This window comes from Streptomyces sp. NPDC060027 (assembly GCF_042737005.1).
GTDB lineage: Bacteria > Actinomycetota > Actinomycetes > Streptomycetales > Streptomycetaceae > Streptomyces.
Window position 1 is genome coordinate 1 of the sequence record NZ_JBHWVI010000004.1, and the last position, 15,190, is coordinate 15,190.

Here is a 15,190-nt window from a genome sequence, read left to right on the forward strand (position 1 = left end):
GGACCGAAGTCCCGGGGCAGCCCCTTTTCAGGCGGACCCGGAGGTCACGCCTCCTTGCTCAGGTTGGGACCGGCACCGCCGGCGGCCTGCTCGATCGGCGGGACGTCGGGCAGCGCCGACTTCTCCTCACCGCGGAAGGTGAAGGCCTTGGTCTCGCCCTCGCCCTCCGTGTCGACGACCACGATGTGGCCGGGACGGAGCTCGCCGAAGAGGATCTTCTCGGAGAGGATGTCCTCGATCTCGCGCTGGATGGTCCGGCGCAGCGGCCGGGCGCCCAGGACGGGGTCGTAGCCCTTCTTCGCGAGGAGGGACTTGGCGCTCGGGCTCAGTTCGATGCCCATGTCCCGGTCCTTCAAACGCTCGTCCACCTTCGCGACCATGAGGTCGACGATCTGGATGATGTCTTCCTCGGTCAGCTGGTGGAAGACCACCGTGTCGTCGACACGGTTCAGGAACTCGGGGCGGAAGTGCTGCTTCAGCTCCTCGTTGACCTTGGCCTTCATCCGGTCGTAGTTGGACTTGACGTCGCCCACGGCCGCGAAGCCGAGGTTGAAGCCCTTGGAGATGTCCCGGGTGCCGAGGTTGGTCGTCATGATGATGACCGTGTTCTTGAAGTCCACGACCCGGCCCTGGGAGTCGGTCAGGCGACCGTCCTCCAGGATCTGCAGCAGCGAGTTGAAGATGTCCGGGTGGGCCTTCTCGACCTCGTCGAAGAGGACGACGGAGAACGGCTTGCGGCGGACCTTCTCGGTCAGCTGACCGCCCTCTTCGTAGCCCACGTAGCCGGGGGGCGAACCGAAGAGACGCGAGACCGTGTGCTTCTCGCTGAACTCCGACATGTCGAGGGAGATCAGCGCGTCCTCGTCACCGAAGAGGAACTCCGCGAGGGTCTTCGACAGCTCCGTCTTACCGACACCCGAGGGGCCGGCGAAGATGAAGGAACCACCGGGACGCTTCGGGTCCTTCAGACCCGCTCGCGTACGGCGGATCGCCTGCGAGAGCGCCTTGATGGCGTCCTTCTGGCCGATGACCCGCTTGTGGAGCTCGTCCTCCATGCGCAGCAGACGCGAGGACTCCTCCTCGGTCAGCTTGAAGACCGGGATGCCGGTGGCGGTGGCCAGGACCTCGGCGATGAGCTCGCCGTCGACCTCGGCCACGACGTCCATGTCGCCGGCCTTCCACTCCTTCTCGCGCTTGGCCTTCGCCGCCAGCAGCTGCTTCTCCTTGTCGCGGAGAGAGGCCGCCTTCTCGAAGTCCTGGGAGTCGATGGCCGACTCCTTGTCGCGGCGCACGCCCGCGATCTTCTCGTCGAACTCGCGGAGGTCCGGCGGTGCGGTCATCCGACGGATGCGCATCCGGGAGCCCGCCTCGTCGATCAGGTCGATCGCCTTGTCGGGGAGGAAGCGGTCCGAGATGTACCGGTCGGCGAGCGTCGCCGCCTGCACCAGGGCCTCGTCCGTGATGGAGACACGGTGGTGGGCCTCGTACCGGTCGCGCAGACCCTTGAGGATCTCGATCGTGTGGGGGAGGGAAGGCTCCGCCACCTGGATCGGCTGGAAGCGGCGCTCGAGGGCCGCGTCCTTCTCGAGGTGCTTGCGGTACTCGTCCAGCGTGGTGGCACCGATGGTCTGCAGCTCACCGCGGGCCAGCATCGGCTTCAGGATCGAAGCGGCGTCGATGGCGCCCTCGGCGGCACCCGCACCGACGAGCGTGTGGAGCTCGTCGATGAACAGGATGATGTCGCCGCGGGTGCGGATCTCCTTGAGGACCTTCTTCAGGCGCTCCTCGAAGTCACCGCGGTAGCGGGAGCCGGCGACCAGCGCGCCGAGGTCGAGGGTGTAGAGGTGCTTGTCCTTGAGGGTCTCGGGCACCTCGCCCTTGACGATGGCCTGGGCGAGGCCCTCGACGACGGCGGTCTTGCCGACGCCGGGCTCACCGATCAGCACCGGGTTGTTCTTCGTGCGGCGGGACAGCACCTGCATGACCCGCTCGATCTCCTTCTCGCGCCCGATGACCGGGTCGAGCTTGGACTCACGAGCGGCCTGGGTGAGGTTCCGGCCGAACTGGTCGAGGACCAGGGACGTGGAGGGAGTGCCCTCGGCAGGACCGCCACTGGCGCCGGCGGTCTCCTTGCCCTGGTAGCCGGAGAGCAGCTGGATCACCTGCTGCCGCACCCGGTTGAGGTCTGCGCCCAGCTTGACCAGGACCTGGGCGGCGACGCCCTCGCCCTCACGGATCAGGCCGAGCAGGATGTGCTCCGTGCCGATGTAGTTGTGGCCCAGCTGAAGGGCCTCGCGGAGCGACAGCTCCAGGACCTTCTTGGCACGGGGGGTGAAGGGGATGTGGCCGGACGGGGCCTGCTGGCCCTGACCGATGATCTCCTCCACCTGCTGGCGGACCGCCTCGAGCGAAATCCCGAGGCTCTCCAGGGCCTTAGCGGCGACACCCTCACCCTCGTGGATCAGGCCCAGGAGGATGTGCTCGGTGCCGATGTAGTTGTGGTTGAGCATCCGGGCTTCTTCCTGAGCCAGGACGACAACCCGCCGCGCGCGGTCGGTGAACCTCTCGAACATCGTTAATCGCTCCTCAGAGCGGTCAGGCAGTAAGGGGACGCTCCCCTCCCTGTCCTTCCGCAGCTTAGTCCCGCAAGCGGGGACCGCTCATTCCAACTGCCGACACCGTCCTTGGCCTCCAGACCCCGAACGCCGACATCTGCTCCAACCTGATGGTGCGAGACGATGTTCCCGCAGGCCAGGCAGATACCCTCTCCCGCTGTACGCCGATGGCGAACGTGAGATGCCCGAGCCGTGCGTGTCGCCCCTCCCACTAGGGATGTCTTACCCGTACGCACCGACAGTCCATGCCGCGCGCACCGGTTCCCTCCGCTACGGGCGAACACTCTTGCCCGGCCGAAGGCCCTCGCACGCCCATTTTCCAGGAACTCTGTGCGTTCACGGAAACGCCCAGCGTAACTCCGGGGCTCTTCCGGCGGTTGCTCCTTGCATGGTTCCCGCCCTCCCTCTCCCCCGCCGGCCGTTCGATCCGGGAGATCCGGTCGATCCGGTGCATCAGTGGTACGAGAACGAACTGGGCTGGGCGGCAGTGCCCGGGTCGCCGGTACGGCTCGTCACGGGGCTGCGCTTCGACGTCCTGGAGGCGCCGGCGGAGGCCGGATACGCGGCGCTGCGGCATCTGGGACCCGCGTCTCCGGTGGCGTTGCACGGGGAGCGGATGCTGTTGCTGGTGGCCGCGGGGAGCGCGGAGGAGCTGCCGGGGCTGCTCGACTGGCTGGAATGGGGCGCTCTCGCGCTGGATCTCACGGCGATCGGCGCGGGCGGAAGCATCGAGGCTCCCCCGCCGCCGGATCCCGGCGTCCCGGGCTTCGGGGCTCCGATGTCACCGGATCCCCGCGCTCCGCTGCCGACCGGACCGGAGGCCGGGACAGAGGCCGGGACAGAGGCCGGGACAGAGGCCGGGACAGAGGACCACCCGCAAGCCCGTCCCGGGGACCGGCCGGCGGCCGGTCCGGAAACACAGAGGGGCCCGCGAGGGGCCGCCCGCTGGCTGCGGCCCCCGGAGCCCGGCTGCGCGGTGGAGCCGGCATTGCCGACGCTGTCGGCGCTGGGCGGCGGGGCCGTCGGCGGGGGCGGTGGGGGCGCCCCCGATCTCGTACGACTCGTGCAGACGATGGCGACGCAGTGCCATCGGGTAAGGCTGCGGCGCGCCTGCGCTCAGCCGTTGGCCTTCTCGTAAGCCTCACGAATGGACGCGGGAACTCGGCCGCGGTCGTTGACCTCGTAGCCGTTCTCCTTCGCCCAGGCACGGATCTGCGCGGTGTCCTGGCTGCCGCCGGAAGCGACACGGGCCTTTCCGCGTCCGCCCGAAGCACGGCCTCCGGTACGACGACCACCCTTCACGTAGGGCTCGAGAAGGCCACGGAGCTTGTCCGCATTGGCGGTCGTGAGATCGATTTCGTACGTCTTGCCGTCCAACGCGAACGTCACGGTCTCGTCCGCCTCGCCACCGTCGAGGTCGTCGACAAGAAGGACCTGAACCTTCTGTGCCACCGGATTTCCTTTCATCGATAACTTCAGGGCAAGGAGGGCCCGCGGCGTCCGCCGTTTCGCCGTCCCTTGTTATATGCAGTACTGCAGTACGTCGGAAAGCAAACCGCTTTTGCTGGAAAAACACAAACCCCTGGCAGAGACTCAGTGACCACTGCCCGCCCGGAAACGTGCGCGTTTCGGACATAGGGAACGTGGGCAGCGCACTCCGACGGAATAGCCGGTGGCGATCACAGATGCAGAAGCATCCGGCTGTTGCCCAAGGTGTTCGGTTTCACTCGTTCGAGACCGAGGAACTCCGCCACGCCCTCGTCATAGGAACGCAGGAGCTCGGCGTAGACATCGGTGTCGACGGGTGTCTCGCCGATCTCCACGAAGCCGTGCTTCGCGAAGAAGCCGACTTCGAAGGTCAGACAGAAAACCCGCCGAACGCCGAGCCAGCGAGCGGTCTGCAGCAACTTCTCCAGCAACTGATGACCGACGCCGAGGCCCTTGACCACGGGGTTCACCGCGAGAGTGCGGACTTCCGCGAGGTCTTCCCACATCACGTGGAGCGCACCGCAGCCGACCACCTCGGCGTTGTCGTCGCGTTCCGCGACCCAGAACTCCTGGATGTCCTCGTAAAGGGTGACCGTGGCTTTGTCGAGCAGGATACGGCGGCGCACGTTCGCGTCGAGGAGTCCGCGTACGGCCGCGACATCGCTGGTCCTGGCCCGCCGGACGGTGATGGCTTTTGCGGTGACTTCGGGATGCTGTGCCGGAAGCTCTGCTGGAACCTCTGCGGGATGCTCTGCTGGCATGAGCGGACGCTATCGCTCTGAGCCGTCCCCGTCCCCGGCGGGGTTCTCCTCGGAGCGCTGGGGCTCCGGTGGCCTTTCGACGGGTTCGGAAGCCTGTGGTTCGGGCCCTTGCACCATGCGCACGGCATCCCTGAGCGCGACCCGCTGTTCCTCGCTCATCATCCCGAAGAAGGCGACGAGAGCGGCTGCCGGGTTGTCGCTCTGCGACCAGGCGTCGTTCATCAGCGCCGCCGAGTAGGCGGCACGAGTGGAGACCGCCTCATATCGATAGGCCCGGCCTTCCGCCTCGCGACGGACCCAGCCCTTCTGATGGAGATTGTCCAAAACGGTCATCACCGTGGTGTACGCGATGGACCGTTCCTGTTGAAGGTCTTCCAGGACTTCCCGAACGGTCACCGGGCGGTTCCACTTCCACACCCGCGTCATGACCGCGTCTTCGAGTTCTCCCAATGGGCGAGGCACAGCTCAGAACAATAGTGGGAGATGACCAACAAAAAGGGCGTACGACTCGAAGAACGTATGAAACGCATGAAACGTGTGAGTCGTACGCCGGTGGGAGCGCGGTCGGGCCGGGGCGACCGTACGCCCGAGAGTTCGGGGCGGCCGTACGCCGAAGGGGGCGCGGTCGGGACTCCGCGCGGGGCCGCCCTGGGCTCAGGCCCCGGCGTCCTTGGGGCCCGAGGCCTGGTGGGCGCCTTCCACGCGCGCGAGGGCGGCGTCGACGACCGCGTCCTCCTTGGCCTTGTTGGCGCCGCCCTGGCTCTTCACGATCGTCACGATGAGCCCGATGAAGAACACGGCCATCACGACGGGGGGCACGAGCGCGGAGACATAGTCCATGCCCCCAGGGTAGCTAGCCCGCCGCGAGCTGCTGCGGGGGGTTCGCCGGAGGCGGCCCGGGCTTGCGCCTCGGCGGGAAGACCTCGCCCGGGGTGGGGATGGGCCGGTCCGGGTGGGGCGGCTGGGACTGCGGCTTCGGCTCGGACTTCTTCTCGGGTTCGTCGGCGGCCCGGCCCCCGGGCAGGGCCAGCAGCCGGGTGCGGGACGACGGCACCAAGGGGGCCGAGGGGACCGAGCGTCCCGCGAGACGGGCGCGCACGTCCTGCTCGGCGAGGACCCGGCAGCGGTCCAGGAGGGCCGCCGCGGTGGGGTTGCCGCGCAGCGCGCGGAGCGCGGCGAGGTCGTCGGGGTTCGGCCGGTAGCCGGCCGCGAGGACCTCCTCCAGGAGGACGAGGTAGCCGGCAGCGGTGCCCGGCAGCGCGGCCCGGTAGCGGGCCAGGTCGGCCACCAGGAAGGCCCGGAGCCTGGCTCCCTCGCGGGCCGCGTCGTCGACGGACTCGGCGAGGCGGAGGCAGTCCTGGACGTCCTCGGCCGAGGCGGGACTGGGGTGCAGGGCGAGGGCGAGGGCACGGCGGAGCACACGCAGCTCCTCCGCACCGAACGCCATACCGCCGTGGGATCCGTAGGGCGTGGGCATGCGGCGACGATACGCGCTAATCAGACAAAATCCGCATAGCGGTCAAAATGTGGCGCGTCATGTTCTCGCGGACGCCGGAGCAGTTCGGAAGCGGATCGCGGAAGCGGAACCCGGGAGCGGATCCCGGAAGCGGATCGAGGCTCTCCCCGCCGGAGTCGGCGCGAAGAGCCTCGCGAACGTGCCGCTCACGACACGGGAAGCGCACCGGGCGAAGCGCTTCGGCCCCGGAAAGCGCACAGGGGCGAGACGCTTCGGCCCCGGTGCGCGGAACGCGTGTGGGTGCCGCACAGCGGGCGCACGGTCCGAGGGACGCGATACCGCGCCGCCCGTCGGGAAGCCGCGTGACGCCCGCCCGTCGGGAAGCGCTCACGCACCGCCCGTCGGCGCGCACTCCGAGGGGCGCGGACGGCGCCGGTCCTCGGGGTGCGCTCCGGGAGCTCACATCCGCGAGACGTTCCGCTCGTACACCAGGCGCAGCCCGATCAGCGTCAGCCACGGCTCGTGCTCGTCGATCACCGAGGACTCGCCGAGGACCATGGGAGCCAGCCCGCCCGTGGCGATCACGGTGACGTCCTCGGGGTCGTCGGCGAGCTCACGCGCCATACGGGTCACGACTCCGTCGACCTGGCCGGCGAACCCGTAGATGATGCCGGACTGCATCGCCTCGACGGTGTTCTTGCCGATCACCGCGCGCGGCCGGGCCACCTCGATCTTCCGCAGCTGCGCGCCCTTGACGCCGAGCGCCTCGACGGAGATCTCGATGCCGGGAGCGATGACACCGCCGACGTACTCGCCCCGCGCGCTGACCGCGTCGAAGGTGGTCGCGGTGCCGAAGTCGACGACGATCGCCGGTCCCCCGTAGAGCTCGACGGCCGCCACGGCGTTGATGATCCGGTCGGCGCCGACCTCCTTGGGGTTGTCCGTGAGGATCGGCACGCCCGTCTTGACGCCGGGCTCGACGAGGACGGCGGGGACATCGCCGTAGTAGCGCCGCGTCACCTCGCGCAGCTCGTGCAGCACGGACGGTACGGTCGCGCAGATCGCGATGCCGTCGATGCCGTCGCCGAGCTCCTCGCCGAGCAGCGGGTGCATGCCCATGAGTCCCTGGAGGAGCACGGCGAGCTCGTCGGCGGTGCGGCGCGCGTCGGTGGAGATGCGCCAGTGCTCGACGATCTCCTCCCCGTCGAAGAGGCCGAGGACCGTGTGGGTGTTGCCTACGTCGATGGTCAGCAGCATGGCCGGGGTTACTCCGCCGCTCGCAGGTCGAGGCCGATGTCCAGGATCGGTGCGGAGTGCGTGAGCGCGCCCACGGCCAGGAAGTCGACGCCCGTCCGCGCGTACGCCGCGGCGTTGTCGAGGACGAGCCGCCCGGACGCCTCCAGAAGGGCCCGGCCCTCGACGACGGCCACCGCCTCCTCGCACTCGACGGGCGTGAAGTTGTCCAGAAGGATCAGGTCGGCGCCCGCGTCGACGACCTCGCGCAGCTGGTGCAGGGTGTCGACCTCGACCTCGACCGGGACCTCCGGGAACATCTCCCGTACGGCCTTGAAGGCCTGTGCCACGCCGCCGGCGGCGACGACGTGGTTGTCCTTGACCAGCGCGGCGTCGGAGAGCGACATGCGGTGGTTGACGCCGCCGCCGCAGCGCACCGCGAACTTCTCCAGCGAGCGCAGGCCCGGCGTCGTCTTGCGGGTGTCCCGGACACGGGCCTCGGTGCCCTCCAGGGCGTCCGCCCACGCGCGCGTGGCCGTCGCGATGCCGGACAGCCGGCACAGGAGGTTCAGCGCGCTGCGCTCGGCGGTCAGCAGGTCGCGGGTGCGCGTGGTGACGCTCAGCAGCTTCTGGCCGGCCTCGACGCGGTCGCCGTCCTCCACGTGCCGCTCGACCTCGAACTCGTCGGTGCAGACCACGGAGAGGACGGCCTCGGCGACCCGCAGACCCGCGACGACGCCCGCGTCCCGGGCGGTGAAGTCGGCGGTGGAGACGGCGTCCTCGGGGATGGTCGCGACCGTCGTCACGTCCACACCGTGGTCGAGGTCCTCCTGGATCGCCACGTTCGCGATGTCCTCGACCTCGAGGGGGTCGAGACCGGCGTCGGCGAGGAGCTGGGCGAGAGCGGGATCGAGACCGCACTCCATGTACGCCTCGTCCGTGTCGGCGCCGCAGCCGCAGCCGTCGCCGCAGCCGCCGCTCTGGACGAGGGGAAGGTCGTGGGTGCTCACTTCGGTCACTGCTCCTGGGGACGGGACTGGGGCGCCGGGAGGGGCTGCCCGGACGTCGGGGGGAAGTCTGCGGTATCGGTGGTGCGCACGGCGAGGGTCCGGTCGGGATTCAGCCGTACGACGATGTGGCGGCGCCACTGCGCGTCGTCCCGGTCGGCGTGGTCCTCGCGCCAGTGGCAGCCCCGGGTCTCCTCGCGGAGGCGGGCGGCGGCGACCAGGACGCGGGCCACGCACAGCAGGTTGGTCGCCTCCCAGGTGTCGACGCCGGGTTCGGAGGTCTTGCCGTTCTCGTCCAGGGCGTCACGCGCGTCGGTGTGCAGCCGCTGGAGCTGGTCGGCGGCGGTCGCGAGGGACTCGGCGGAGCGCAGCACACCGGCGCCCGCGGTCATGATCCGCTGGATCGCGAAGCGGGCCTCGGGGGCGAGCAGCGGGTGCGCGGGCTTCTCGGGGTGCGGCACGGGTTCGGGCACGCGCGCGTGGAGACCGTCCTCGGCGTGGCTCGCCGCGATGTCGGCGGCGATGCGCTCGGCGTAGACCAGGCCCTCCAGCAGGGAGTTGGAGGCGAGCCGGTTGGCGCCGTGGACGCCGGTGCAGGCGACCTCGCCGCACGCGTACAGGCCGGGGACCGTGGTGCGGCCCCGCGCGTCGGTCCGTACGCCTCCGGAGGCGTAGTGCGCGGCCGGCGCGACCGGGACGGGCTCGGTCACCGGGTCGATGCCGTGGGCGCGGCAGGCGGCGAGGATCGTCGGGAAGCGGTGCTCCCACATGGCGGCGCCGAAGTGCCGGGCGTCGAGGAACATGTGCTCGGCGTCCTGCTCCTGCATGCGGCGCATGATGCCCTTGGCGACGATGTCCCGGGGCGCCAGCTCGGCCAGCTCGTGCTGGCCCACCATGAAGCGCACGCCGTCACCGTCGACCAGGTGGGCGCCCTCGCCGCGTACCGCCTCGGAGACCAGCGGCTGCTGGCCCTCCGCGTCCGGCCCGAGGAAGAGCACGGTCGGGTGGAACTGGACGAATTCGAGGTCGGAGACCTCGGCGCCCGCGCGCAGGGCGAGGGCCACGCCGTCGCCGGTGGAGACGGACGGGTTGGTGGTCGCGGAGTAGACCTGGCCCATGCCGCCGGTCGCGAGGACCACGGCGGGGGCGTGCACGGCGCCCACTCCGTCGTGCTGGCCCTCTCCCATGACGTGCAGGGTCACGCCCGCGGTGCGGCCGTCGGCGTCGGTGAGGAGGTCGAGGACGAGGGCGTTCTCGACCGTGCGCAGGCCACGCGCGCGGACCGCCTCGACGAGGGCCCGGGAGATCTCGGCGCCCGTCGCGTCGCCGCCCGCGTGCGCGATGCGGCGGCGGTGGTGGCCGCCCTCGCGGGTGAGTTCGAGCCGGCCCTCGGCGGACTCGTCGAAGTGCGCGCCGGTCGCGATGAGCCGGCGGACGGCGTCGGGGCCCTCGGTGACGAGGATGCGCACGGCCTCCTCGTCGCACAGGCCCGCGCCCGCGACCAGGGTGTCGTCCAGGTGCTGCTCGGGGGTGTCGCCCTCGCCGAGGGCCGCGGCGATGCCGCCCTGCGCCCAGCGGGTCGAGCCGTCGTCCAGGCGGGCCTTGGTGACGACGACGGTCCTCAGCCCGGCGGCCTCGCAGCGCAGGGCCGCGGTGAGTCCGGCGACGCCGGAGCCGACGACCACGACGTCCGCGGTGAGGGCCCAGCCGGGGGCGGGGGCGTGCAGTCGTATGCCGGTGCGAGTGGCAGTACCTGGACCTGTGCCTTTGCCGGTCACGAGGCGGCTCCGAAGGTGAGGGGGATGTTGTCGATCAGCCGGGTCGTCCCGACCCGGGCGGCGACGGCGAGGACCGCCTCGCCGGTGAAGTCGTCCGGGATCTCCGTGAAGTCGTCAGGGTCGACGAGGGCCAGATAGTCCAGGACCAGCGGCGGTCGCATGCGGGCCGCCTCGTCGAGGACCAGCCGCGCGGCCGCGCGGACCCCGGCGGGACCGCCGGGGACGGCCTTGGCGACGGCGTGCGCGTCGGCGGCGGCCCGGGACTCGCCTATGGCGCTGAGGGCTTCGGCACGCGCGCGTGTGGCGGGCACCTCACGGGCCCGCGCGCGCAGCGCCTCCTGTGCGGCGTGCCGGTCGCGGCCCGCGAACAGGGCCTGCGAGAGGGCGAGCGCGGTGTGCCGCTCCTCGGCCGAGAGGTAGCGGTTGCGGCTGGAGAGGGCGAGCCCGTCCTCCTCGCGCACGGTGGGGACCCCGGCGATCTCCACCCCGAAGTTCAGGTCGCGCGCCATGCGCCGGATCAGGGCCAGCTGCTGGGCGTCCTTCTGGCCGAAGAGCGCCACGTCGGGCCGGGTGAGGTGCAGCAGCTTGCCGACGACGGTGAGCATGCCGTCGAAGTGGCCGGGCCGCACGGAGCCTTCCAGGCGCCCGCCCATCGGTCCCGCGGAGATCCGGACCTGGGGCTCGCCGCCGGGGTAGACCTCGTCGACCGAGGGCGCGAACACGACGTCCGCTCCCGCCAGTTCGGCGATCTTCAGGTCGGCGTCGAGGGTGCGCGGGTAGCGGTCGAGGTCCTCGCCCTGGCCGAACTGGAGGGGGTTCACGAAGACGGTCACGACCACTTCGCCCCCGTCGCCCGCGATCTCGCGGGCGGTGCGGATCAAGGTGGCGTGGCCCTCGTGCAGGGCGCCCATGGTCATCACGACGGCGCGGCGGCCCGCGCGGGCCCGCGTGTGCAGTTCGTCGGCGGTGCGCAGCAGGGCGGTGGTCATCGGGTGTCTCCCTCGGTCCCCTGGGTCCCGTCCGTCCCGTTGGCGAGTACCCCCAGGAGGTCCTCGGCGAGTTCCGGCTTGAGCAGTCCGTGGGCGAGCGCGCGGTCGGCGGTCGCGCGGGCCATGGCCAGATAGCCGGCGACGGTCCCCGGGGCGTGCTCGCGCAGCTCGGCGATGTGCGCGGCGACCGTGCCCGCGTCCCCGCGCGCGACCGGTCCGGTCAGGGCCGCGTCGCCCGACCTGAGCGCGTTGTCCAGAGCGGCGCCGAGCAGCGGGCCCAGCATCCGGTCCGGGGCTTCCACGCCGGCGGTGCGCAGCAGCTCCATCGACTCGGCGACCAGGGTCACCAGGTGGTTGGCGCCGAGCGCGAGGGCCGCGTGGTAGAGCGGCCGGGACTCCTCGGCGATCCACTCGGGCTCGCCGCCCATCTCGATCACCAGGGCCTCGGCGGCCAGCCGCAGCTGTTCGGGCGCGGTGACCCCGAAGGAGCATCCGGCGAGCCGCTGGACGTCCACGGGGGTGCCCGTGAACGTCATCGCGGGGTGCAGGGCGAGCGGCAGCGCGCCGGCTCTGAGCGCCGGGTCGAGCACGCGCGTGCCGTACCGCCCGGAGGTGTGCACCAGCAGCTGGCCGGGCCGGACGGACCCCGTGTCGGCGAGCCCCTCGACGAGCCCGGGCAGGGCGTCGTCCGGGACGGTCAGCAGCACGAGGTCGGCGCGCTCCAGGACCTGTGCCGGGGACACCAGCGGCACATCGGGCAGGAGCTGCGCGGCACGCCGCCTGGAGGCGTCGGAGACGCCGGAGACGGCCACCGGGCGGTGTCCGGCGAGCTGGAGGGCCGCCGCGAGGGCGGGACCGACGCGGCCCGCGCCGACAACGCCGACGCTGAGGCGCGCGGGGCGGTCCTTCGGGTCCGGCTGTTGGAATGTACTCACTCGACGAGGGCCTTCCCGTTCCAGTCCGCGCGGGGTACCGGACGATTTCTCGTCATGTTAACGCGATTGGAGTCGAGGGCGTTTCGGGGAGGCCGGATCGTCGTTCAGGGTGAGGTGGTGAGAGCCCGGATCGTGGGGGTCCGGTAGAGGTCGCGCAGCGGCAGGGAGGGCAGGCCGCGGGCGCGCAGGGTGGCGCTGATGCGGACGGCGAACAGGGAGTTCCCGCCGAGTTCGAAGAAGTCGTCGTCGAGGCCCACCGGGGTGCCGAGGACCGTCTCCCAGATCTCCAGGAGGGCCGCGGTGAGACCGGTGTCGCCCCCGCCGTCCCCGCCCTCCCCGCCGTCCTTGCCGCCCGGTCCGGAGGACCCGGAAGACCCGGAAGGTCCCGGTCCGGACCGTACGGGTGCCGTCGAACGGAGCGGGGCGGGCAGCCGTGCGGCATCGAGTTTGCCGTTGGTGGTCAGCGGGAGGACGTCGAGGACCGTGACCGTGGCCGGGACCATGTGCTCGGGCAGGATGCCGGCGGCGCGCTTGCGGATGCCCTGCGGGTCGGCGGCGGAGATGCCGTCGGCCGGTACCACGTAGGCGTCGAGCCGGGCCGCGGCCGGGTCGACGGGGTCGTCGCGGCGCACCACGACGGCCGCCGCGGCGACGGCCGGGTCCTCCAGGAGCACGGAGCGGATCTCGTCGAGCTCGATGCGGAAGCCCCGGATCTTGACCTGGCTGTCGATCCTGCCGAGGTGTTCCAGTCTCCCGTCGGGGCGCAGCCGGCCGAGGTCGCCACTGCGGTACATCCGGGCCGAGGGGTCCTGGACGTACGGGTCCGGCACGAAGCGCTGGGCTGTCAGTTCGGGCCGGTTGAGGTAACCGGCGGCGACGCCGGCGCCACCCACGCAGATCTCGCCGGTGACGCCCGGGGGCACGAGACGGCCCTGGGCGTCGGTGACGTACAGATGCCAGCCCGGCAGGGCGGGACCTACGGAGCGGGAGCCGCCGAGGGCGAGTTCGCGGGTCACGGTCTGGGCGGTGACGTGCACGGTCGTCTCGGTGATGCCGAACATGTTGACCATGCGGCAGGCGCTCTCGGGGTGCCGGTCGAACCAGGGCAGCAGCATGCGGCTGTCCAGCGGCTCGCCGCCGAACACCACGAGCCGGACCGGCAGCGCCGCGTGGTCGATCTGGAGGAGCTGGGAGAACGCGGACGGGGTCTGGCTGAGCACGGTGACGTGCTCGGCGAGGAGCAGGTCCCGGAAGTCGTCCGGGTCGCGGGCGACGAAGTACGGCACGACGACGAGCCGTCCGCCGGTCAGCAGGCAGCCCCAGATCTCCCACACCGAGAAGTCGAAGGCGGCCGAGTGGAAGAGGGTCCAGGTGTCGTCGGCGCCGAGCCGGTACTCGCCGCGGGTGGCGGCGATCAGGGAGACGACGTTGCGGTGCGGTACGAGCACGCCCTTGGGGCGGCCCGTGGAACCGGAGGTGTAGATGACATAGGCCGGGTCGTCGGGAGCCGCGCCGGGAAGCTCGCCCGCGTCGGCGGAGGCGGCGGAGGCGGAGGCGGAGGCGGCGAGTTCGTCGGGGGTCAGCAGCGCGACCCTGCCCTCGCGCGGGAACTCGCCGAGCCGGGTCACCACGACGCGCAGCCCCGCGTCCGACACGGTGTGGGCGAGACGGTCGGCGGGGTAGGCCGGGTCGGTCGGGACGTACGCGGCTCCCGCCCTGACCACGGCGAGCAGGGTGACGACCAGTTCCGCGGTCCGCTCCAGGCAGACGCCCACGCGGTCACCGCGGCGCACTCCGCGGTCCCGCAGCCCCGCCGCGACGCGGGCGGAGCGCTCGTCCAACTCCCGGTAGGTGAGCTGCACTTCGCCCTCGCAGAGAGCCACGGCGTCGGGATGGGCGGCCGCCACCCGGCTGAACGCCTCAGGCAGGGTGTCCGGTTCGGACGCGAGGGCGGGGCCGGGCCGCCCGAGCCGGGCCACCCGGCCCCGCTCCTCGGCGTCCAGCAGCTCCACGTCCGCGACGGCGGTCCCCGGCGCGAGCGCCGACCGCCGGTACACCCGGCCGAGATGCCGGGTGAAGCCCTCGGCCACCGCCGACGAGACATGGCTGACCCGGAAGAAGCAGGAGAGGCGGGTACCGCCGTCGGGGAGGGGCGAGAAGGCGAAGGTGAGGGGGAAGGGCGGGGCGAGGCAGGGCAGCCATTCACGCGGCCCGACGTCGCCGGTGGCGGGCACGGGGCCCTCCGGCGGCGGTCCCGGCACGCCCTCCGTCTCCTCGAGTACGCCCGCGACCACGGCCCGTGTCACCTGTGCCGGATCCGCGGTGCTCAGGTCCAGCAGGGTGATCGACGGGGGCACCACGTACTCCAGCGCTCCCGCGCGGTCGGTCGCGGCCGTCGCCGAGGCGGTCGCGCCGTGACCGTCGTAACGGGAGAGGGTCACGGCCAGAGCGGGCAGGCGGAGGGACGGCGGTGTGGTGGCGTAGGGGAGAGGCAGGTCGAGGTGATACGCGCCCTGGGCCGTGGAGGACGGATCGCCGTGGCCCCACTCCGGCGCGGCGGCCACAGGCGGCAGGTCGGCGCGGAGCGCGACGGGTCGCGGGCAGGGCGAAGGCGGGCACTCCCCTGTCAGCACCTCCGTCAGATGGCGCAGGCCGGGCCCGTCCAGACGGGTCCGGTGTGCCACGACGACCAGGTCCGCCGTGCCGTCGGCATAGTTCAGCAGGACGCATCGCACACCCCCGGTCACCGCACGCCGCAGTTCGGCCTCGCGGCGGCGTACGGCGAGCGGCTGGGCCGGCTCGGCCGGAACGTCCTCCGACCACAGCCGCCAAGGGCCGGCGGCGGCCAGCCGGTCCTCCAGTTGCCGCGCGTCGAACCCGGTCACCCGGACGCGGACCGCATGGCACTGTGCACCCAGCACGGGTGTC

13 protein-coding genes are annotated in these 15,190 nt (G+C 71.7%); 1 reads left to right on the forward strand and 12 read right to left on the reverse strand.

Annotated elements, in window-relative coordinates; genetic code table 11:
- Positions 1 to 44: 44 nt before the first annotated feature.
- On the reverse strand, positions 45 to 2,573 hold the full coding sequence (locus tag ACFWBT_RS01830; protein WP_385694580.1) for an ATP-dependent Clp protease ATP-binding subunit: 2,529 nt from the start codon (positions 2,571 to 2,573) through the stop codon (positions 45 to 47).
- A gap of 430 nt (positions 2,574 to 3,003) precedes the next feature.
- Here ACFWBT_RS01830 and ACFWBT_RS01835 point away from each other — a divergent pair, with 430 nt between their 5' ends.
- Complete coding sequence (locus ACFWBT_RS01835) at positions 3,004 to 3,753, forward strand: SCO3374 family protein (RefSeq protein WP_385694582.1); 750 nt, start codon at positions 3,004 to 3,006, stop codon at positions 3,751 to 3,753.
- On the opposite strand, the gene ACFWBT_RS01840 is transcribed toward ACFWBT_RS01835, so the two are convergent.
- From ACFWBT_RS01840 to ACFWBT_RS01890, 11 genes are all read right to left on the reverse strand, one after another.
- Complete coding sequence (locus tag ACFWBT_RS01840; RefSeq protein ID WP_010986119.1) at positions 3,732 to 4,067, reverse strand: Lsr2 family protein; 336 nt, start codon at positions 4,065 to 4,067, stop codon at positions 3,732 to 3,734. The two genes, ACFWBT_RS01835 and ACFWBT_RS01840, sit on opposite strands and share 22 nt — an antisense overlap.
- A gap of 227 nt (positions 4,068 to 4,294) precedes the next feature.
- The gene (locus ACFWBT_RS01845) at positions 4,295 to 4,864 is read right to left on the reverse strand and encodes an amino-acid N-acetyltransferase (RefSeq protein WP_385694584.1); all 570 of its coding nucleotides are present in this window, start codon (positions 4,862 to 4,864) and stop codon (positions 4,295 to 4,297) included.
- 9 nt (positions 4,865 to 4,873) lie between these two features.
- The gene (locus ACFWBT_RS01850; protein ID WP_385694778.1) at positions 4,874 to 5,290 is read right to left on the reverse strand and encodes a BlaI/MecI/CopY family transcriptional regulator; all 417 of its coding nucleotides are present in this window, start codon (positions 5,288 to 5,290) and stop codon (positions 4,874 to 4,876) included.
- A 228-nt stretch (positions 5,291 to 5,518) separates the two neighbouring features.
- Positions 5,519 to 5,704, reverse strand: a complete 186-nt coding sequence (locus ACFWBT_RS01855; RefSeq protein WP_266761265.1) for a hypothetical protein — start codon at positions 5,702 to 5,704, stop codon at positions 5,519 to 5,521.
- A 13-nt stretch (positions 5,705 to 5,717) separates the two neighbouring features.
- Positions 5,718 to 6,311, reverse strand: a complete 594-nt coding sequence (locus ACFWBT_RS01860) for a hypothetical protein (protein WP_385694781.1) — start codon at positions 6,309 to 6,311, stop codon at positions 5,718 to 5,720.
- Positions 6,312 to 6,779: 468 nt separating this feature from the next.
- Positions 6,780 to 7,577 (reverse strand): type III pantothenate kinase, encoded by a 798-nt coding sequence (locus ACFWBT_RS01865; protein ID WP_385694586.1) that lies wholly within the window; start codon positions 7,575 to 7,577, stop codon positions 6,780 to 6,782.
- An 8-nt stretch (positions 7,578 to 7,585) separates the two neighbouring features.
- The gene (gene nadC / locus ACFWBT_RS01870) at positions 7,586 to 8,563 is read right to left on the reverse strand and encodes a carboxylating nicotinate-nucleotide diphosphorylase (RefSeq protein WP_385694588.1); all 978 of its coding nucleotides are present in this window, start codon (positions 8,561 to 8,563) and stop codon (positions 7,586 to 7,588) included.
- Between the two features lie 5 nt (positions 8,564 to 8,568).
- Complete coding sequence (locus ACFWBT_RS01875) at positions 8,569 to 10,338, reverse strand: L-aspartate oxidase (protein WP_385694590.1); 1,770 nt, start codon at positions 10,336 to 10,338, stop codon at positions 8,569 to 8,571.
- The gene (gene panC, locus ACFWBT_RS01880; protein ID WP_385694593.1) at positions 10,335 to 11,327 is read right to left on the reverse strand and encodes a pantoate--beta-alanine ligase; all 993 of its coding nucleotides are present in this window, start codon (positions 11,325 to 11,327) and stop codon (positions 10,335 to 10,337) included. The genes ACFWBT_RS01875 and panC overlap by 4 nt, the downstream gene beginning before the upstream one ends.
- Positions 11,324 to 12,262, reverse strand: a complete 939-nt coding sequence (locus ACFWBT_RS01885) for a Rossmann-like and DUF2520 domain-containing protein (protein WP_385694596.1) — start codon at positions 12,260 to 12,262, stop codon at positions 11,324 to 11,326. The genes panC and ACFWBT_RS01885 overlap by 4 nt, the downstream gene beginning before the upstream one ends.
- A gap of 104 nt (positions 12,263 to 12,366) precedes the next feature.
- On the reverse strand, positions 12,367 to 15,183 hold the full coding sequence (locus ACFWBT_RS01890; RefSeq protein ID WP_385694599.1) for a non-ribosomal peptide synthetase: 2,817 nt from the start codon (positions 15,181 to 15,183) through the stop codon (positions 12,367 to 12,369).
- Positions 15,184 to 15,190: the final 7 nt, after the last annotated feature.